Origin of the sequence: Amycolatopsis albidoflavus (assembly GCF_039525725.1) — a bacterium.
GTDB classification, from domain to species: Bacteria; Actinomycetota; Actinomycetes; order Mycobacteriales; family Pseudonocardiaceae; genus Amycolatopsis; species Amycolatopsis albidoflava.
Genome location: NZ_BAAAHV010000009.1, coordinates 271,009 through 288,936 on the forward strand (window position 1 = coordinate 271,009; position 17,928 = coordinate 288,936).

Here is a 17,928-nt window from a genome sequence, read left to right on the forward strand (position 1 = left end):
AGAGATGACGCTGCATGCTGCGAGCCGTGAAGCGCTCGACCTCGCCGAGGAACGCCTCGGCGAGGTGCTGGCCGGCGCGGGTGCCGATCCCGCGAAGGTCGGGGACGAGCTGCTCTCGGTTGTCGACCTCCTTGACCGCGAAATCGGCCTGCGCCGCGCGGTCGGCGATTCTTCGGTCGCGCCGGAGAGCCGCCAGGGCCTGGTCCGCCGCCTGTTCGACGGAAAGCTGAGCGAGCAGGCCCTGAAGGTGCTCGACACCGTGGCGGGCAGCCGCTGGTCCAGTCCCCGCGAGCTGGTGGACGGGCTCGAATCGATCGGCCGTTCGGCGCTGCTCACCGCCGCCGAAAAGGCCGGGAACGTCGAAACCGTCGAGTCTCAGCTGTTCCAGGTCGCGCGGATCGTCGCGGGCGCCCCGGAACTCGAGGCGGCGCTGTCCGACCTGACCGCTCCCGCGGAGGCGAAGCGGACCCTGGTCCGCGGGCTGTTCGCGGGCAAGGTCGACGCGGTCGTCGAGACCCTGGTCGAGCAGGCCGTGCAGCGCGCCAAGGGGCGCGGCATCGGCAACGCGCTCGACAAGCTGGTCGCGCTGGCCGCCGAGCGGCGCGAGCGCTCGGTCGCGTACGTGACCTCGGCGAACGCGCTCACCGACGAGCAGCGGGCCCTTCTCGGGACCAAGCTCGACGGCATCTACGGGCGGCCGATCGCGCTGCACGTCGAAATCGACCCGGCACTCGGCGGCGGACTCGTCGTCCGCGTCGGGGACGAGGTCATCGACGGCAGCACCTCCGGGCAGCTGGCGGCCGTGCGCCGCACGCTGAGCCGGGCCTGAGCGGCACTACAGACTTTGCACACTGGACAGAAGAGAAGCGAGAGCGGGAACGAAATGGCGGAGCTGACGATCTCCTCGGACGAGATCGCCCACGCGATCGAGAATTACGTCTCGAGTTACGCCCCTTCCGTGGAGCGGGAAGAGGTCGGCGTCGTCGCCGACGCCGGTGACGGCATCGCCCACGTCGAAGGGCTGCCCTCGGCCATGGCCAACGAGCTGCTCGAGTTCCCGGGCGGCGTGCTTGGCGTGGCACTGAACCTGGACGCGCGCTCCATCGGCGCCGCGATCCTCGGCGACTTCGAGAGCATCGAAGAAGGCCAGCAGGTCAAGCGGACCGGTCAGGTCCTCTCGGTGCCGGTCGGCGAAGGCTACCTCGGCCGGGTCGTCAACCCGCTCGGCCACGCCATCGACGGCCTCGGCGAGATCGAGACCACGACCCGGCGTCCGCTGGAGGTCAAGGCCGCCTCGGTGGTCGAGCGCCAGCCGGTGGCCGAGCCGCTGCAGACCGGCATCACCGCGATCGACGCGATGACCCCGATCGGGCGCGGCCAGCGCCAGCTGATCATCGGCGACCGCAAGACCGGCAAGACCGCGGTCGCGGTGGACACGATCATCAACCAGAAGGCCAACTGGGAGACCGGCGACCCGAAGAAGCAGGTTCGCTGCATCTACGTCGCGGTCGGCCAGAAGGGCTCCACGATCGCCTCGGTGAAGTCGGCGCTCGAAGAGGCCGGCGCGATGGAGTACACCACCATCGTCGCGGCCCCGGCTTCGGACTCGGCCGGCTTCAAGTGGATCGCCCCCTACACCGGCTCGGCCATCGGCCAGCACTGGATGTACGAGGGCAAGCACGTCCTGATCGTGTTCGACGACCTGACCAAGCAGGCCGACGCCTACCGCGCGATCTCGCTGCTGCTGCGCCGCCCGCCGGGCCGCGAGGCGTTCCCCGGCGACGTCTTCTACTTGCACTCCCGTCTCCTCGAGCGTTGCGCGAAGCTCTCGGACGAGCTGGGCGCCGGCTCGCTGACCGGTCTGCCGATCATCGAGACCAAGGCGAACGACGTGTCGGCCTACATCCCGACCAACGTCATCTCGATCACCGACGGCCAGTGCTTCTTCCAGTCGGACCTCTTCAACGCCGGCCAGCGCCCGGCCATCGACGTGGGCATCTCGGTGTCCCGCGTGGGTGGCGCCGCGCAGGTCAAGGCGATGAAGAACGTCGCGGGCTCGCTGCGTATCGACCTGTCCCAGTACCGCGAGCTGGAGGCGTTCGCCGCCTTCGCCTCGGACCTGGACGACGCGTCGAAGGCGCAGCTGGAGCGCGGCGCCCGGCTGTACGAGGTGCTCAAGCAGCCGCAGTACTCCCCGGTTCCGGTCGAGGAGCAGGTCGCCACGGTGTACCTGGGCACGAACGGCTACTTCGACTCGGTCCCGACCGAGGACGTGCGCCGCTTCAACCTCGAGTTCCTCGACTCGGCGCGGCGCAAGCACGCCGAGGTGCTGGGCGCGATCCGCGACACCGGCAAGTTCGAGGACGACACCCGCGACGCGCTGATCGCGGCGGTGAACGAGTTCAAGAAGGAGTTCACCACCTCCGAGGGCAAGCCGCTCGAGTCGAACGCCGACGCGATGGCCGCCGAGAAGGTCGGGCAGGAGACCGTCAAGGTCAACAAGCCCGCCCCGAAGAAGTGAGCTGGTAGCCCATGGCCGCACAACTCCGGGAGCTTCGCTCGCGCATCAAGGCGACGAAGTCGATCGGCAAGATCACCAAGGCGATGGAACTCATCGCCACCGCGCGCATCACCAAGGCGCGCGCGAAGGTCGCCGCTTCCCGGCCGTACGCGGACGAGATCACCAAGGTGCTCTCGGCGCTGGCCGGCGCGGCGGCCAACCTCGACCACCCGCTCCTGGTCGAGCGCCCGAACCCGAAGCGCGCCGCCGTCCTGGTCGTCACCAGTGACAAGGGCCAGTGCGGCGGTTACAACTCCAACGTGCTGAAGGCGACCGAAGAGCTGCTTGCCCTCCTCAAGTCCGAGGGCAAGGACGTCGACGTCTACACCACCGGCAGCAAGGGCCTGAACTACTACCGGTTCCGCAACCGCCCGGTGACCGGCAGCTGGATCGGCTTCTCCGACCAGCCGGGCTACCCGGACGCGGTCGCGGCGGCCGAGACTCTGGTGCAGTCCTTCAACGCGGGTGTCGACGACGCTTCGGGGAACGCGGACGGCGTGCGCGGCGTGGACGAGATCCACGTCGTCTACACCGAGTTCGTGTCGATGCTGACGCAGCGCCCGGTCGCCAAGCGGGTCGCGCCGCTGGAGGTCGAGTACTCCGACGGCACGGACGAGAAGCCGGCCGGTCTGCTGCCGAGCTACGAGTTCGAGCCCAGTGCCGACAAGCTGCTCTCCGCGCTGCTGCCGAAGTACATCAACACCCGGCTGTACTCGGCGCTGCTGGAGTCGGCCGCCTCGGAGCTGGCGGCCCGCCGCACGGCGATGAAGGCCGCGTCGGACAATGCGAACGACCTGGTCGGCACCCTGACGCGGGAGATGAACCAGGCCCGGCAGGCGCAGATCACCCAGGAGATCTCCGAAATCGTCGGTGGCGCGAACGCGCTCACCGCAGCAGGAAGTGATGATTGATGACCAGTACTGAAGCCCCGCGCGCCAAGGGGCGCATCGTCTCGGTGACCGGGCCGGTCGTCGACGTCGAGTTCCCGCGCGGTTCCGTCCCCGACCAGTTCAACGCGCTCAAGGTCGAGATCGAGTTCGAGCAGCTCCGCAAGACGGTGACGCTCGAGGTCGCGGCTCACCTCGGCGACAACCTCGTGCGCACCATTTCGCTGCAGCCCCAAGACGGCCTCGTCCGCGGCGCGGAGGTCACCGACACCGGCGGCCCGATCACCGTTCCGGTGGGCGACAAGGTCAAGGGCCACGTCTACAACGCGCTCGGCGAGTGCCTCGACGAGCCCGGCTACGGCGACGACCTCGAGCGCTGGGGCATCCACCGCAACCCGCCGTCCTTCGACCAGCTCGAGGGCAAGACGGAAATGCTGGAGACCGGCCTGAAGGTCGTCGACCTGCTGACCCCGTACGTGCAGGGCGGCAAGATCGGCCTGTTCGGCGGCGCGGGCGTGGGCAAGACGGTGCTGATCAAGGAAATGATCACCCGTGTCGCCCGCAACTTCGGCGGTACGTCGGTGTTCGCCGGCGTCGGCGAGCGCACCCGTGAGGGCAACGACCTCTTCCTGGAGATGTCCGAGGACGGCGTCATCAACGACACCGCCCTCGTGTTCGGCCAGATGGACGAGCCGCCGGGCACGCGTATGCGCGTCGCGCTGTCCGCGCTGACCATGGCGGAGTACTTCCGCGACGTCCAGAACCAGGACGTGCTGCTGTTCATCGACAACATCTTCCGGTTCACCCAGGCCGGTTCCGAGGTGTCGACCCTGCTGGGCCGCATGCCTTCGGCCGTGGGCTACCAGCCGACGCTGGCCGACGAGATGGGCCAGCTGCAGGAGCGGATCACCTCGACCCGAGGCCGTTCGATCACCTCGATGCAGGCGATCTACGTGCCCGCGGACGACTACACCGACCCGGCCCCGGCCGCGACGTTCGCCCACCTGGACGCCACCACCGAGCTTTCCCGGTCGGTGTTCCAGAAGGGCATCTTCCCGGCGGTGGACCCGCTGGCGTCGACGTCGACGATCCTCGACCCGGCGATCGTGGGCGAGGACCACTACCGCGTCGCCTCCGAGGTCATCCGGATCCTGCAGAAGTACAAGGAGCTGCAGGACATCATCGCGATCCTCGGCATGGACGAGCTTTCCGAAGAGGACAAGCTCACCGTGCAGCGGGCGCGCCGGATCGAGCGCTTCCTGTCCCAGAACATGCTGGTGGCCGAGGCCTTCACGCAGATCCCGGGCTCCACGGTGCCGCTGGCCGAGACCATCGAGTCGTTCGACCGCATCACCAAGGGCGACTTCGACCACTACCCGGAGCAGGCGTTCCTGGGTATCGGCGGGCTCGAGGACCTCGAGAAGAAGTACCACGAGATCACCGGCAAGTGAGTGCGTGAGACCGGCGGGGGCACTGTCCATTGTGGACATCGGCCCCCGCCGTTCTCGTAACCGAAGCAAGACCTATTACACTCGGTGGTGACACCCCGAGCGAAGGAGTGCTACGTGGCTGAGATGTCCGTGGAGCTGGTTGCCGTCGAGCGCCGGCTCTGGTCGGGTACCGCCACCTTCGTGGTGGCGCAGACCACCGAGGGCGAGATCGGCATCATGCCCGGACACGAGCCGGTGCTGGGCCAGCTCGTCGAGGGTGGCGTGGTGAAGGTGAACACGACGGACGGCGACGTGCTGACCGCCGCGGTGCACGGCGGGTTCCTGTCCGTCACCGGGACCGGGGTGAGCGTGCTCGCGGAGAGCGCCGAGCTGTCCGACGAAATCGACGTGGCCGCCGCGAAGGCAGCTCTCAGCACCGGCGACGAGGCCGAGCGGACGAGGGCCACGGCCCAGCTCCGCGCGGCTGGACAGTCGGTCTGAGCGGACTAGACGGGCAGGAGCCGGGCCGTGCAGATCGCTGTGGTGGTGCTAGCGCTCCTGATCGTGCTTGTCGTCGTGGTCGGCTGGTACGGCCAGCGGTGGATCCGGATGCGCCGCGGCGGCGGCGTCAGCGTCGCGCTGCGGTGGCGTCCGGACAGTCCCCGTTCGAGCTGGCATCTCGGCCTCGGCCGGTACGAGGGCGAGAAGTTCGTCTGGTACCGGGTGTGGAGCCTGCGCACCGGCCCGGATCGCGTGTTCCAGCGGGAAAGCATGCAGATCGCGGACCGGCGGGACCCGTCCGGTTCCGAGGCGTACGCGGTGCCTGAGGGGTCGACGGTGCTGCGCTGCGAGTCCTCGGACCAGGAAGCGATCGAGATCGCGATGGGGCCGGGTGCGCTGACCGGGTTCCTGTCGTGGCTCGAATCGGCTCCGCCGGGGCGAAGGCTCCCGCGAGCTTCGTGAGTTTTTCAGCCGGGTCCGCCACTGTGGCGGGCCCGGTTTTTGCTTCTCGTACGGCGGGTTCTGCGGCGCTACCCTGGGTGCATGGACGCCCGAGAACGGGAAGACCGCGCCCGCCGGTGGCAGACCTTGCCGAAGCCGGTGCGGCTCGAGGACCTCACTGTCACCCAGGCCGTCGAACCGGGCCGCGATTCGACGTGGGACGTCGACTACGAGCGCTATTGGGCCGCGCAGGAAGCCAACTGGGCCCGGTAGTCAGAGCCGGGCGGTGACGGCGCGGACAAGCCCGGCGAACCGCGCCGGTTTCTCTCCGTGCACGTTGTGGCCGCTGTCCACCCGGACGACCTCGACGTCGTTGATCAGCGAGGCGATCCGCCGCGCGTCGTCCGCGTCGATCGCGCCTTGCAGGACGCCGTCCTCGCCGTACTTCCAGTTGGCGTGGATGAGGATCGTCGGCGCTTCGATTTTGCGCAGGGTCGCCTCGTGGTCGAAGCCTTCGTCCCAGGCTCCGGTGTAGAAGGCGTCGCCGAAACGCGGGTCGTAGTGCTCGACCGCGCGCTGCATGTCGTTCCAGCTCGGCGGCATGAAGAACAGCGTGATCGGCCGGTCCGGATGCTTCTCCCGCCGCTTGAGCCCGGGCCGCACGATCCGGGCCGCGCCGTCGCCGAAGAAGTCCCACAGCTTCTGGTGTGCGAACAGGTAGGCGGCCCAGTCGGATTCGCCGGACCGCAGATATGTGTGGCAGGCGGTGGCGAGATCGACCCAGTTCCAGGTTTTCTCCGCCCGCGGCAGCAGGGTGGTGAACAGCGGCGGGTCTTCCAGCACGAGCGCGCGGACCAGGTCCGGCCGGTTCCCGGCGAGCCAGGCCGCCAGCTGGCCGCCCGACGAATGCCCGGATACGACGACGCGCGTCCCGATGATGTCCTCGACGAACCGGGCCAGATCAGCTCCGATCGCGGCTGCGGTGTACTTCTCCGGCGTCCGGGCGGATTGACCGTGTCCGTGGACGTCGACCGCGTACACCGTGAAGTCCCGCGCCAGTTCCGGCAGCACGCGCGCGTAGCTCTGCCCATCGACGGCCTGTCCGTGGATCAGCAGCAGCACCGGCTTGTCACCGGCCGGACCTTGGGCGTAGTGGACCTTCGATCCGTTGACCACCGCGTCGTGTTCGGTGAACCCGGCACGCCGCGTGCGGGCCATCGCCCAGTCGTACGTCTTGAGGTTGCGGGCCGCCCAGCCGCCGGCGGCGAGGCCTGCCGCGGCGGGAACGGCGGCCGCGATCAGCCGCCCGGCTGCCACAGCACGTCGCCGTCCGGATTGGCCAGCCGGGCGAGGATGAACAGCAGGTCCGAGAGCCGGTTGAGGTACTTGGCCGCGATCGGGTTCGAGGTCTCCGGTTCGGCCTCCATCAGCGCCCACGCCGACCGTTCCGCGCGGCGGGAGACCGTGCGCGCCTGGTGCAGGAACGCCGCGCCCGGGGTGCCGCCCGGAAGGATGAAAGACGTGAGTTTCGGCAGCCGCTCGTTGAAGTCGTCGCACCAGCCTTCGAGCCGTTCCAGGTACGCCTCGGTGATGCGCAGCGGCTCGTACGGCGGGTCCTCCTGGATCGGCAGGCACAAATCCGCGCCGACGTCGAACAGGTCGTTCTGGATCCGGCGCAGCACTTGCGCGATCTCGTCGGTGAGCCCGCCGAGGGCGATCGCCAGGCCGAGCACGGAATTGGCCTCGTCGGTGTCGGCGTAGGCGGACAGCCGGGCGGAAGTCTTGGGCACCCGGGAGCCGTCGCCGAGCGCGGTCGTGCCGCTGTCGCCGACCTTCGTGTAGACCCGGTTGATACGAACCACCATACGTTCGACTCTACCGGCCCGGGTTCGGGCAAAACTGGGCGAGAGGGCATGATTGGCGGCCATGAGCGAGCACTTCGACGTGCATGGCGGAGCCCGGCTGGTCGGCGAGGTCGACGTGGTCGGCGCCAAGAACAGCGTGCTGAAACTGATGGCCGCGGCACTGCTGGCCGAAGGCACCACGACCATCACGAACTGCCCGCAGATCCTGGACGTCCCGCTGATGGGCGACGTCCTGCGCAGCGTCGGCTGCGAGGTGGAGATCGAGGGCGACACGGCGCGCATCACCACGCCCGCGGAGCTGTCGCACCGCGCCGATTCGGCGGCGATGGGCAAGCTGCGCGCGTCGGTGTGCGTGCTGGGCCCGCTGGTCGGCCGCCTGAAGCAGGCGGTCGTCGCGCTGCCGGGCGGCGACGCGATCGGCCAGCGTCCGCTGGACATGCATCAGAACGGCCTCCGCAAACTCGGCGCGACGAGCACCATCGAGCACGGCTGCGTCGTCGCGAAGGCCGAAACGCTGGTCGGCACCCAGATCTGGCTGGACTTCCCGAGCGTCGGGGCGACCGAGAACATCCTGATGGCGGCCGTGCTCGCCGAGGGCACGACGGTGATCGACAACGCCGCCCGCGAGCCGGAAATCGCCGACATCTGCACGATGCTGACCGAAATGGGCGCGAAGATCGAGGGCGCGGGCACCTCGACGCTGACCGTCCACGGCGTCGAACAGCTGAACCCGACCGAACACCGCGTGATCGGCGACCGCATCGTAGGCGCGACCTGGGCGTTCGCCGCCGCGATGACCCGCGGCGACCTGACCGTGCGCGGCGTGAACCCGCACCACCTCGACCTGGTCCTGGACAAACTGCGCCTGGCCGGCGCGGAGGTGACGACCTACGACGACAAGGGTTTCCGAGTCGTCCAGCCGGAACGCCCGAAGGCGGTGGACTGGGTGACCCTGCCGTACCCCGGTTTCGCCACTGACCTGCAGCCGTTCGCGGTCGCGCTGTCGGCGGTGTCCGAGGGCACGTCGATGATCACGGAAAACGTGTACGAGGCCCGATTCCGCTTCATCGAGGAAATGATCCGCTTGTCCGGCGACGCCCGCACCGACGGCCACCACGCGGTGGTCCGCGGTGTGGAGAAGCTGTCGAGCGCGCCGGTCTGGGCCTCGGACATCCGCGCCGGGGCCGGGCTGGTGCTGGCCGGGCTGTGCGCGGACGGGGTGACCGAGGTGTGGGACGTGTTCCACATCGACCGCGGGTACCCGCATTTCGTGGAGAACCTGAACCGGCTGGGTGCGCGGATCGACCGGGTGGCGGGAGAGCCGGAGCGGGCTTGAGCGGCGGCCGCACCGCGGCTGATTACGCGGAGTGGGACGAAGAGCGCTGTCGAGGGATCGAGATCGTCGACGGCGCTGTTCGTGATCGGCCGGCACGGTCGCGAACGCATCAGAGAATCATTCGGCGGCTGTCCCTCGGACTCGAATCAGCCTGCGGAAATGATCTCGCCGTGGAATTCGACGTCGACCTCCGGCTGCGCGATGTTCCGTTGCTGAACCGACGGCCGGATTTGGTCGTTTACGACGCTGATCTGCCTGCCGACGCGGTGCTCCGGCCGGAGCACTGCCGCCTCGTCGTCGAGGTGATGTCGCCAGGCTCGATCACTGTCGACCAAATCGACAAGCCCGCCGAGTACGCCGCTGCCGGAATCCCGCAGTTCTGGCGGATCGAGAACACCACCGACGAGGTCGGCGGGCTCACTGTCTTCTGCTACCGGCTCGACGCGACCACTCATTCCTACGTGCCGACCGGCGCACACCAGGGCACGCTCCGGGTCGCCACTCCGGTCGAGGTGTCAGTGGAGTTGACAACCCTGCTCTGAGCGGCAGTGATTACGCGCGCAACGCGCGCACCACCAGGTCCGTCACCTGATCCAAATACCCTTCCTCCGCCGGAACCCCGCGCACGATCAGCCGCCAGTAAACGATCCCCGGTCCCAAATCCAGGGCCATCTCGATATCCGTGTCCGCCGGGATCTCCCCGCGCTCGATCGCCCTGGTGAACACCGCCCGGTTAATCGCCCGCCGCGGTCCGCCGATTGCTTCGCGGGCGAATTCGGCCATTGCCGGGTTTTGGCGGGCTTCCGCGATCAGCCCGGGGAAAATCCGCGAAAACCGCGGATGCGCGATCCAGCCGTAAAGCGCCTCCAAGGTGGCTCGGATATCGCCGCGCAAGCTGCCGGTGTCCGGGTCCGCCGCGCGCGCCAGGCTGAATTCCGCGATGACCGCGCCGATCATTTCGTCTTTCGACCGCCAGCGCCGATATAGCGCGCTTTTCCCGACCCCGGCGCGTTTCGAGACCGCTTCCATCGACAGCCTTCCGAAGCCGTGATCGGCCAGCTCGTCGATCACGGCTTCGGTGATGGCGTAGGTGACGTCGGGCTGCAGCACGGCAGCTCCGGTCGGCGTCCGGCGGGTCGTCATGCCGATGAGCATAGCGGGTGGACGATACGGTCCCGTCCCGTGTACGTTGGCGTCGAGACGATACCGTCTCGTCCGTTCCTGAGGAGGGGGTCCGATGCCACTCATCGATCACGCGCTCGACCTGTTGGTTCAGCACGACATGGCCGGGTTCGTGCAGCTGTTCGCCGAAGACGCCGTGCTCGAGTTCCCGTTCGCCGCGCCCAGCGAGCCCAAGCGCGTCGAAGGCCGCGCCGCTCTGGCCGAGTACCTGCGCGACTACCCGAACCTGTTCGACGTGCGCGAGGTCGCCGCCAAGCGCGTGCACCAGACGACCGATCCGGAGGTCTCGATCGCGGAGTTCGAACTGGCCGGCATCGCGGTCGCCACGCAGAAGCCGTACCGCCTGGGCTACGTCGTGGTGCTGACTGTCCGCGATGGCCTGATCCACCGCTATCGCGACTACTTCAGCCCGCTCGCGGTGATCGACGTTCTCGGGGTGCCGGGTGTCTGACGTCCTCGTGCTCGGCTCGACCGGCACCACCGGCAGCCGCGTCGTGCGCGGTCTCGAAGCCGCCGGGGCAAGTGTTCGGGCGGCGACTCGGAATCCCGTTAAGCCAGGCCAAATCCGGTTCGACTGGGACGAGCCAGCGACATACGGCCCCGCGCTGGACGGGGTCTCGGCGGTCTATTTGATCGCGCCGGTCGCGGCCGATCCGCAGCCGCTCGTTGAGGAGTTTCTCAGCCACTCGCCGGACGCACGGGTGGTCTTGCTCAGTTCGTCCTCCGTGGACGAACACACTCCGGTGGTGGGCGGTCTGCCCGGCTTGGTCCGCCGTCAGCCGGGCTGGGCGGTGCTGCGGCCGTCGTGGTTCATGCAGAACTTCACCGCCGGGCACCTCGTCGGCGACAGCGCCCGCGCGGGCCGGATCGTGACCGCGACCGGCGACGCCAGGGTGGCGTTCGTGGACGCGGGCGACATCGCCGCGGTCGCCGTCCGCGCGCTGCTCGACCCGCAACCGCACAGCACCGACCACCTCATCACCGGTCCGCGCGCGCTCAGCTACCACGAGGCCGCCGAGATCGTCGGGAAACGGCTCGGCCGTCCGGTCGTGCACGCTCCGGTTCCCACCCTTGAGTACCAGCGATTCCTGGTCCGCGACGGCCTCCCCGAGTCGTACGCCGAAATGCTCGCCTTGCTGGACGAGGCGATCCGCGGCGGCGCCGAGGACCGCGTGACCGACACCGTCGAGCGAGTCGCCGGACGACCCGCCCGTGACTTCCGCACCTTCGCGAAAGAAGAGATCCGATGAAGCCGCTGCTGTTCGAAGACGACCCGCAATTCTGGTTCGAAACCCTGATCGCCCTTGGCGAGATCGCCTACGGAGGCGCGGATTTCGGCGAGGTCGTCGCCACCGCGTCGACCATCAAGTCCGGTGACTACGACAGCTGGCACGACGCGTGGCTCGCCACCGCCGAACGGCTCTATGCCGAAGCCGCCACCATGCACCCGGTCAGCGCGCGCGACGCGTACCTGCGCGCCTCGACGTACTACCGCCGCGCCGAGTTTTTCTTGCACGGCAACCCCGAAGACCCGCGGATCAACTACGCCTACGAGCGCAACGTCGAGTGTTTCCAGCGTGCGGTGGAGACGATCGACTACGTCGAACGGATCGAAATCCCCTACGACGGCCACGTCTTGCGCGGCTACTTCTACCGCGCTCCCGGCGACGGCCCGAAGCCGCTTCTGGTGGCGCACAACGGCTTCGACGGCAGCGCCGAGGACCTGCACTTCATGGGCGCGACGGCGGGCCAGGAACGCGGCTACCACGTGCTGACCTTCGACGGCCCCGGCCAGCCCAGCGCCGTCCACCGCGACGGGATGCTGTTCCGCCCGGACTGGGAGCACGTCGTCGGCCAGGTGCTCGACTACGCGCTCGCTCTCCCGGAGGTGATCCCGGAGAAGGTCGCGCTGATCGGCTGGAGCCTGGGCGGGATGCTCGCGCCGCGCGCTGCGGCGTTCGAGCCGAGGCTGTCGGCGGTCGTCGCGGTGGACGGGCTCTTTGATGCCGGCGCGGTTTTCGTGGAGCAGCTTCCGTGGGACCGCGACGAGGTCGTCCGCCGGGCGAAAGCGCCGGAGGACCCTGAGCTGGACGCTTTTCTAGCCGCCGCGAGGGAGCAGAGCCCGACCGTGCGCTGGGCGCTGAGCCACGGCCGCTACGTGATGGGCGGCGCGACCGATCGCGAGTTCCTGGGGAAGTACCTCGAATACCACCTGTACGACGGCGTGGCCGAGCGCATCACGTGCCCGGCGCTGATCTGCGACGCTCCGGAGGACCTGTTCTTCACCGGTCAGCCGCAGCAGTTGTACGACCGAATCAGCGGCCCGAAGAAGCTGCTGAACTTCACCGCCGAGGAGGGCGCGGACGCGCACTGCCACGTCGGCGCGATGCGGCTCGCGAACGGCCGCATCTACGACTGGCTGGACGAGATTCTCTGAACCGCGCTGAACCGCTCTGAACCGGGATCAGGCTTCCAGGGCCAGCGCCGCGCCGAAGCCGACCAGCGCGGTGCCGGTCACCCCGTCCAGCGCGCGGCGCACCTTGCGGCGGCTGAGCCACGCGCGGACCCGATGCACGAAGAACAGGAGGACCAGCAGCCAGATCGTGCCCAGCACGGCGACCGTGTACGCGAGTACCAGCGCGTCCCAGGTCGTCGTGCGCACCGGGTCGAGGAACTGCGGCAGCACCGACAGGTACAGCACCAGCACCTTGGGGTTCGTGATGTTCGACAGGAATCCCTCGCGCCACCGCCGGAAGCCGCTGGCGCGCTTGCGCTGGGGGTCGGCGACCGCGTCGTAGTTGCCGCGCCAGGCGCCGCGCAGCGCCTGGATGCCGAGGAAGAGGAGGTAAGCAGCGCCGAGCCACTTGAGCGTGAGGAACACCGGTTGCGAACGGGCGATCACCACGCCGAGCCCGAGCGCCGCGGCGGTGCCCTGCACCGCGTTGCCGGCGAAGATGCCGGCGGTGGCCAGCAAGCCGCCGCGCGCCCCGCCGGACAGTGCGTTCTTCAACATCACCATCGTGTCCGGCCCCGGCGCGAGCACGATGAGGACCACGATCACCAGATAACTGCCGTACCCGCTCCACGTCACGTCTGACCACGGTAGATCCCGGATCGGCCGACGTCTCGCGGATTTCCGTCACACCGGTTCCGGCCGTCCGGGCAACCCGGGCGAACCGGACGGCGTGCACTCTTCGGGAGCGAGGAGGGCGCTGTGTATCCACTGGTCGAGGGGGAAGAGCTGCTCTGGTCCGGGCGGCCGCAGCGCTACGTGCGCCGGTACGCGGACTTTCACAATTACGTCGCAGTGGCGGTGGCCTTCGGAGTGACCGTCGCGCTCGGCACCGTCGGCATCATGGTGTTCGACGCGGATCCCGTTGCGTTCGCCTGGTGGCCGACCTTCTTCGGCGTGGCGATCGCGCTGATCGCCGAACAGAATCGGCAGCGGAAGGTGCTGTTCGGGGTGCTGACGTACCTCGTGACGGACCGCCGGATCGTCTTCGTCGCCGACCGTCCGGGCGGCATCGAGTTCCGTTGGGTGTGGCTTCCCGACCTGGATGAGCCGCGGGTACGCGACCACGGTGACGGCACCGGCACGGTCGGCTTCGGGGCGCCCGTGCGGGTGCGGCTGCGCGCCCAGAAGTTCCAGGCGCGGTCGTTGCTCACGACGATGGTGCCCGAACTGGTCGCGATCGAGGATCCGGAGCGCGTCGCCGAGTTGATCGCCCGGAACGCTCCGCGCACCCCGGCCGCTGGGTAGAACATGCCCGGATCGCTCGCCGCCGCGGCACCCAATAATTCCGACCCGCCGGGCAACCCGGGCGAACCGGACGGCGTGCACTCTTCGGGAGCGAGGAGGGCGTCATGTACCCACTGGCCGAGGATGAACAGCTGCTCTGGTCCGGGCGGCCGCAGCGGTACGTGCGGCGCTACCGCGACTACCACCCCTACGTCTTGGTCGTGATCGTGCTCGTCGCCGCAGCGGCGGCGACCGCGATCTTCACCCTGAGCTACCGCGACACGGTCCCCTGGATCGTTGTGCTCGGCCTGCTCGCCGGTACCGCTGTCGAGCGCAACCGCGAGCGCCGCAGCTTCGTCGCCGGGACCAGTTACCTGGTTACCGACCGCAGGCTGATCTTCGTCTCGCAGTGGCCGCCCGGTGTCGAATTCCGGTGGGTGCCGCTCGGTTACCTCCGCCCGCCGCGGGTGCGCGACCACGGCGACGGCACCGGGACGATCGACTTCCACCCCACGGCCACCGAATGGCTGCGAGACCAGGGCTACCGGTCGCGGCCCGCCTGGTACCCGATGTTGCCGGAGCTTATGGCGGTCCCGGACGCCGCCCAAGTCGCCGATCTGATCGCCCGGAACGCTCCGCGCAGCCCGGTCGTTGGCTGACCATGCTGCTGACCTTGCTGGGTCTCTCGCTGCCGGTCGCCACCATCGTGCTGCTGATCGTCGGCGGCTGGGAACTGCGGCGCAAGAAAAAGCCGTCGCGGCTCAAGGCGCGGCTGTCCTCGACGTACCTCGACGAGGTCACCGCGTTCCTCTACGGCACCAAGCGCAACGAGCTCGAGCACCGCGATTCGGTCGAGATGACCCTCGAGGAGGAAGCGCAGGGAGCGCCGCCGCTGGGTACCGTCGACCTCGACCGCGGGGTAGTGGTCGTCCGGCCCGGCGCGTCACCCGGGCGTGGCCGATTCCACTCCGCCGATTAAGTTACCGGCGGGTACACTCGGGCGGTCGTCTCGGCGAAGAGAGGTGCACCGTGCCGTACCCCACCGACCACGAGCGCGACCGGCCCTGGGTGATGCGCACCTATGCGGGTCATTCGTCCGCCGCCGCGTCCAACGAGCTCTACCGGCGGAATCTCGCCAAAGGACAGACCGGGTTGTCGGTCGCTTTCGATCTTCCAACGCAGACCGGCTACGACCCGGACCACGTGCTCGCGCGCGGCGAGGTCGGCAAGGTCGGCGTGCCGGTTTCGCACATCGGCGACATGCGGCAGCTGTTCGACGGCATCCCGCTCGCCGAGGCGAACACCTCGATGACCATCAACGCGCCCGCGATGTGGCTGCTCGCGCTGTACGTTTCGGTGGCCCGCGAACAGGCCGAGGCCGAGGGCCGCGACGTCGACGAGGTGCTGGCGAAGCTCACCGGCACCACGCAGAACGACATCATCAAGGAGTACCTGTCCCGCGGCACCTACATTTTCCCGCCGGGGCCGAGCCTCCGGCTGATCACCGACATGATCGCGTGGACCGTGCACCACGTGCCGAAGTGGAACCCGATCAACATCTGCAGCTACCACCTGCAGGAAGCGGGCGCGACGCCGACGCAGGAGGTCGCCTACGCGCTGTGCACCGCGATCGCCGTGCTGGACGCGGTGCGCGACTCCGGCCAGGTCGACCAGGCCGACATGGAGAAGGTCGTCGCGCGGATTTCGTTCTTCGTCAACGCGGGCGTCCGGTTCGTCGAAGAGATGTGCAAGATGCGTGCGTTCACGCAGCTGTGGGACGAGCTGACGCGCGAGCGCTACGGCGTCGAGAACCCGAAGGCGCGCCGGCTGCGGTACGGCGTGCAGGTGAACTCGCTCGGGTTGACTGAGGCGCAGCCGGAGAACAACGTCCAGCGGATCGTGCTGGAGATGCTGGCGGTGTCGTTGTCGCGGGGTTCGCGGGCCCGGGCGATTCAGCTGCCTGCTTGGAATGAGGCGCTGGGGCTGCCGCGGCCGTGGGATCAGCAGTGGGCGTTGCGGATGCAGCAGGTGCTCGCGTTCGAGACGGATTTGCTGGAGTACGAGGACATTTTCGACGGGTCGCGGGTTGTCGAGTCCAAAGTGGACGAGATCGTGGCCGGGGCTCAGGAGGAGATCGCCCGGGTGCAGGATCTCGGCGGGGCGGTGGCCGCGGTCGAGAGCGGGTATATGAAGTCGCAGCTTGTTTCTTCTCTTGCGGAGTATCGGCGGGGGATGGAGAGCGGGGAGCGGGTTCTCGTCGGGGTGAACAAGTTCGAGACGACTGAGCCGTCGCCGTTGCAGGCGGAGGGGGCCCAGGCGATCGAGACTATTGATCCCGCGGTGGAGAAGGCCGCGGTTGCCGCGGTGGAGAAGTGGCGGGAGGAGCGGGACAATTCCGCTGTCGCGGCTTCTCTTGCCGCATTGAAGGATGCGGCTGGTACTTCGGATAATTTGTTCGAGGCTACTTTGGAGTGTGCTCGGGCCGGGGTGACTACTGGGGAGTGGTCTGGGGCTCTGCGGGAGGTGTTCGGGGAGTATCGGGCGCCTACTGGGGTTTCTGCCGCGGCTGCTGCCGGGCAGGGGGATCCGGAGTTGGAGCGGGTCCGTGAATTGGTTCGGCGCACTGAGTCCGAGATGGGCGAGCGGCTGCGGATTCTTGTCGGGAAGCCTGGGTTGGACGGGCATTCCAACGGGGCTGAGCAGGTTGCTGTTCGGGCTCGGGATGTGGGGTTTGAGGTTATTTACCAGGGGATTCGGTTGACTCCGGATCAGATTGTCGCGGCTGCGGTGCAGGAGGGGGTGCACGTGGTTGGGCTTTCGGTCCTGTCCGGCTCTCACCTCGAGGTCGTGCCGCTTGTCGTTGACGGGTTGCGGGCGGCTGGGGCTGGGGATATTCCGGTGATTGTGGGTGGGATTATTCCGCCTGATGATGCTGCTTTGCTGACCGAGCGGGGGATTGCTCGGGTGTTTACGCCTAAGGATTACGAGCTGACTGACATTATGGCTGGGATTGTGGAGTTGGTTCGGGAGCGGCACGGGTTGAGCGTGGGGTAGCCCTGCCTCGTCGCCTGGCGGCGACATTGGCACGTTGGTTGCGTGGGGCACCCCGAAGCTGATTGTGACTACGGCGCGGGGGTGCTTGTCAAGGCGGGAAAGATGCCTTGACAAGCACCCCCGCGCCGCGTTTTTGGCTTCGTATCGGGGTGCGGGGGTGGGGTGGGTGCCTCGCTGGTTGGGTGCGCTGGCTGCGGTTGGCGAGTGGTCTGTGAAGGGCTCCTTGAGGGAATCTAATTCCCTCAAGGAGCCCTTCACGGACTATGGCGGGTCGTGAGGGGAACCCTGAGGGACTCTGAGCCCGTGAGGGTTCCCCTCACGGAATGGCGGACAGGATTTCCTTGGTGTTTTTTACTGGGCGAAGCCGCCGCCGTGGAGGTTTGTTGCGGTTGCGCGGGTCAGTTCGTCTGCGGTCAGGGTGGTGCCGTCTGGGCCTTCCAAGGCGAAGGTGAAGGTGGCGTCCAGGGCGAAAGTTACGTCGTAGCCTAGGTTTCCGCCCATGCGGGCGGTGGTTTCGCAGCAGAAGTTGGTTTGGATTCCGGCCAGGACGAAGCTCGTGATGCCTCGGGTTTTGAACCAGGCGTCCAGGTCTGCGTCGCCTAGGAAGGCGGAGTTCACTTTTTTGCCGAAGACCAGGTCTGGGCGGGCGCCTGCCAGTTCGGGTTTGAAGTCGTTGCCTGGCTGGCCGGGGCGTAGTGGCGAATCGGGCTTGACGGAGTCGTGGTGGACTAGCACGACTGGGGCGCGCCGGGCCTGCCAAGACTGCAGCAGTGCTTGGATGTTCGCTTCGGCGTCGGGGTTGTTGCGCGGGCCCCAGAACTCGGCGTCGTCGAAGCCTTGTTGGACGTCGATCAGCAGCAGTGCGGTGGTCATAAGCGTGATTGTGGCCGCGAGATCGCGCCGAAGGGGAGTGGCATAAGAGGCGCGAGGCGG

General features: G+C 68.2%; 20 protein-coding genes and 1 pseudogene. 16 read left to right on the forward strand and 5 right to left on the reverse strand.

The features are described 5' to 3' along the window. Window positions 1-4: 4 nt before the first annotated feature. From ABD156_RS13185 to ABD156_RS13215, 7 genes are all read left to right on the forward strand, one after another. Window positions 5-829: a F0F1 ATP synthase subunit delta gene (locus ABD156_RS13185; RefSeq protein WP_344271443.1), complete on the forward strand. Its 825-nt coding sequence runs from the start codon at window positions 5-7 to the stop codon at window positions 827-829. Window positions 830-883: 54 nt separating this feature from the next. After that, window positions 884-2,521 (forward strand): F0F1 ATP synthase subunit alpha, encoded by a 1,638-nt coding sequence (gene atpA, locus ABD156_RS13190; protein ID WP_344271446.1) that lies wholly within the window; start codon window positions 884-886, stop codon window positions 2,519-2,521. Window positions 2,522-2,532: 11 nt separating this feature from the next. Next, window positions 2,533-3,471, forward strand: a complete 939-nt coding sequence (locus ABD156_RS13195; protein ID WP_344271449.1) for a F0F1 ATP synthase subunit gamma — start codon at window positions 2,533-2,535, stop codon at window positions 3,469-3,471. Continuing rightward, window positions 3,471-4,898, forward strand: coding sequence for a F0F1 ATP synthase subunit beta (atpD, locus tag ABD156_RS13200; protein ID WP_344271452.1), 1,428 nt, complete (start codon window positions 3,471-3,473; stop codon window positions 4,896-4,898). Before ABD156_RS13195 ends, atpD begins: the two co-directional genes overlap by 1 nt. Before the next feature lie 123 nt (window positions 4,899-5,021). Continuing rightward, window positions 5,022-5,378 carry a F0F1 ATP synthase subunit epsilon gene (locus tag ABD156_RS13205; protein WP_344272320.1) on the forward strand — a complete coding sequence of 119 codons (357 nt, stop codon included), beginning with the start codon at window positions 5,022-5,024 and terminating at the stop codon, window positions 5,376-5,378. Between the two features lie 27 nt (window positions 5,379-5,405). Then, entirely contained in the window at window positions 5,406-5,840 is a 435-nt protein-coding gene (locus ABD156_RS13210) for a DUF2550 domain-containing protein (RefSeq protein WP_344271456.1), read from the forward strand. An 81-nt stretch (window positions 5,841-5,921) separates the two neighbouring features. Then, the gene (locus ABD156_RS13215; RefSeq protein WP_344271459.1) at window positions 5,922-6,092 is read left to right on the forward strand and encodes a hypothetical protein; all 171 of its coding nucleotides are present in this window, start codon (window positions 5,922-5,924) and stop codon (window positions 6,090-6,092) included. Here the strand turns inward: ABD156_RS13215 and ABD156_RS13220 are convergent, their stop codons facing one another. Both ABD156_RS13220 and ABD156_RS13225 read right to left on the reverse strand, forming a co-directional pair. Next, window positions 6,093-7,136 (reverse strand): alpha/beta fold hydrolase, encoded by a 1,044-nt coding sequence (locus tag ABD156_RS13220; protein WP_344271462.1) that lies wholly within the window; start codon window positions 7,134-7,136, stop codon window positions 6,093-6,095. After that, window positions 7,118-7,684 carry a cob(I)yrinic acid a,c-diamide adenosyltransferase gene (locus ABD156_RS13225; protein WP_344271465.1) on the reverse strand — a complete coding sequence of 189 codons (567 nt, stop codon included), beginning with the start codon at window positions 7,682-7,684 and terminating at the stop codon, window positions 7,118-7,120. The genes ABD156_RS13220 and ABD156_RS13225 overlap by 19 nt, the downstream gene beginning before the upstream one ends. Window positions 7,685-7,745: 61 nt before the next feature. Between ABD156_RS13225 and murA the strand changes: the two genes are divergently transcribed. Then, the gene (murA, locus tag ABD156_RS13230) at window positions 7,746-9,020 is read left to right on the forward strand and encodes a UDP-N-acetylglucosamine 1-carboxyvinyltransferase (protein ID WP_344271468.1); all 1,275 of its coding nucleotides are present in this window, start codon (window positions 7,746-7,748) and stop codon (window positions 9,018-9,020) included. After that, a complete protein-coding gene (locus tag ABD156_RS13235; protein WP_344271471.1) occupies window positions 8,915-9,562 on the forward strand; it encodes a Uma2 family endonuclease in 648 nt (215 codons plus the stop codon). The genes murA and ABD156_RS13235 overlap by 106 nt, the downstream gene beginning before the upstream one ends. 10 nt (window positions 9,563-9,572) lie before the next feature. Here the strand turns inward: ABD156_RS13235 and ABD156_RS13240 are convergent, their stop codons facing one another. Continuing rightward, entirely contained in the window at window positions 9,573-10,163 is a 591-nt protein-coding gene (locus ABD156_RS13240; RefSeq protein ID WP_344271474.1) for a TetR/AcrR family transcriptional regulator, read from the reverse strand. Between the two features lie 94 nt (window positions 10,164-10,257). On the opposite strand from ABD156_RS13240, the gene ABD156_RS13245 reads away from it, so the two are divergent. Genes ABD156_RS13245 through ABD156_RS13255 form a run of 3 tightly spaced genes read left to right on the forward strand, consistent with a single transcriptional unit; the run spans window position 10,258 to window position 12,639 of the window. Then, window positions 10,258-10,653 carry a nuclear transport factor 2 family protein gene (locus ABD156_RS13245; protein WP_344271477.1) on the forward strand — a complete coding sequence of 132 codons (396 nt, stop codon included), beginning with the start codon at window positions 10,258-10,260 and terminating at the stop codon, window positions 10,651-10,653. After that, on the forward strand, window positions 10,646-11,452 hold the full coding sequence (locus tag ABD156_RS13250; RefSeq protein WP_344271480.1) for an NmrA family NAD(P)-binding protein: 807 nt from the start codon (window positions 10,646-10,648) through the stop codon (window positions 11,450-11,452). Before ABD156_RS13245 ends, ABD156_RS13250 begins: the two co-directional genes overlap by 8 nt. After that, window positions 11,449-12,639: an alpha/beta hydrolase family protein gene (locus ABD156_RS13255; RefSeq protein ID WP_344271483.1), complete on the forward strand. Its 1,191-nt coding sequence runs from the start codon at window positions 11,449-11,451 to the stop codon at window positions 12,637-12,639. Before ABD156_RS13250 ends, ABD156_RS13255 begins: the two co-directional genes overlap by 4 nt. A 27-nt stretch (window positions 12,640-12,666) precedes the next feature. Here ABD156_RS13255 and ABD156_RS13260 read toward each other — a convergent pair whose 3' ends face one another. Next, the gene (locus tag ABD156_RS13260; RefSeq protein WP_344271486.1) at window positions 12,667-13,293 is read right to left on the reverse strand and encodes a LysE family translocator; all 627 of its coding nucleotides are present in this window, start codon (window positions 13,291-13,293) and stop codon (window positions 12,667-12,669) included. A 123-nt stretch (window positions 13,294-13,416) separates the two neighbouring features. On the opposite strand from ABD156_RS13260, the gene ABD156_RS13265 reads away from it, so the two are divergent. From ABD156_RS13265 to ABD156_RS13280, 4 genes are all read left to right on the forward strand, one after another. Further along, window positions 13,417-13,962 carry a hypothetical protein gene (locus tag ABD156_RS13265; RefSeq protein WP_344271489.1) on the forward strand — a complete coding sequence of 182 codons (546 nt, stop codon included), beginning with the start codon at window positions 13,417-13,419 and terminating at the stop codon, window positions 13,960-13,962. A 104-nt stretch (window positions 13,963-14,066) separates the two neighbouring features. Continuing rightward, window positions 14,067-14,600, forward strand: coding sequence for a hypothetical protein (locus tag ABD156_RS13270; protein WP_344271492.1), 534 nt, complete (start codon window positions 14,067-14,069; stop codon window positions 14,598-14,600). Between the two features lie 2 nt (window positions 14,601-14,602). After that, a complete protein-coding gene (locus ABD156_RS13275) occupies window positions 14,603-14,920 on the forward strand; it encodes a DUF6191 domain-containing protein (protein WP_344271494.1) in 318 nt (105 codons plus the stop codon). A gap of 50 nt (window positions 14,921-14,970) precedes the next feature. Then, on the forward strand, window positions 14,971-16,995 hold the full coding sequence (locus tag ABD156_RS13280) for a protein meaA (protein ID WP_344271497.1): 2,025 nt from the start codon (window positions 14,971-14,973) through the stop codon (window positions 16,993-16,995). Between the two features lie 316 nt (window positions 16,996-17,311). Here ABD156_RS13280 and ABD156_RS13285 read toward each other — a convergent pair. Continuing rightward, a pseudogene (locus ABD156_RS13285) lies at window positions 17,312-17,868 on the reverse strand (cysteine hydrolase family protein). Window positions 17,869-17,928: the final 60 nt, after the last annotated feature.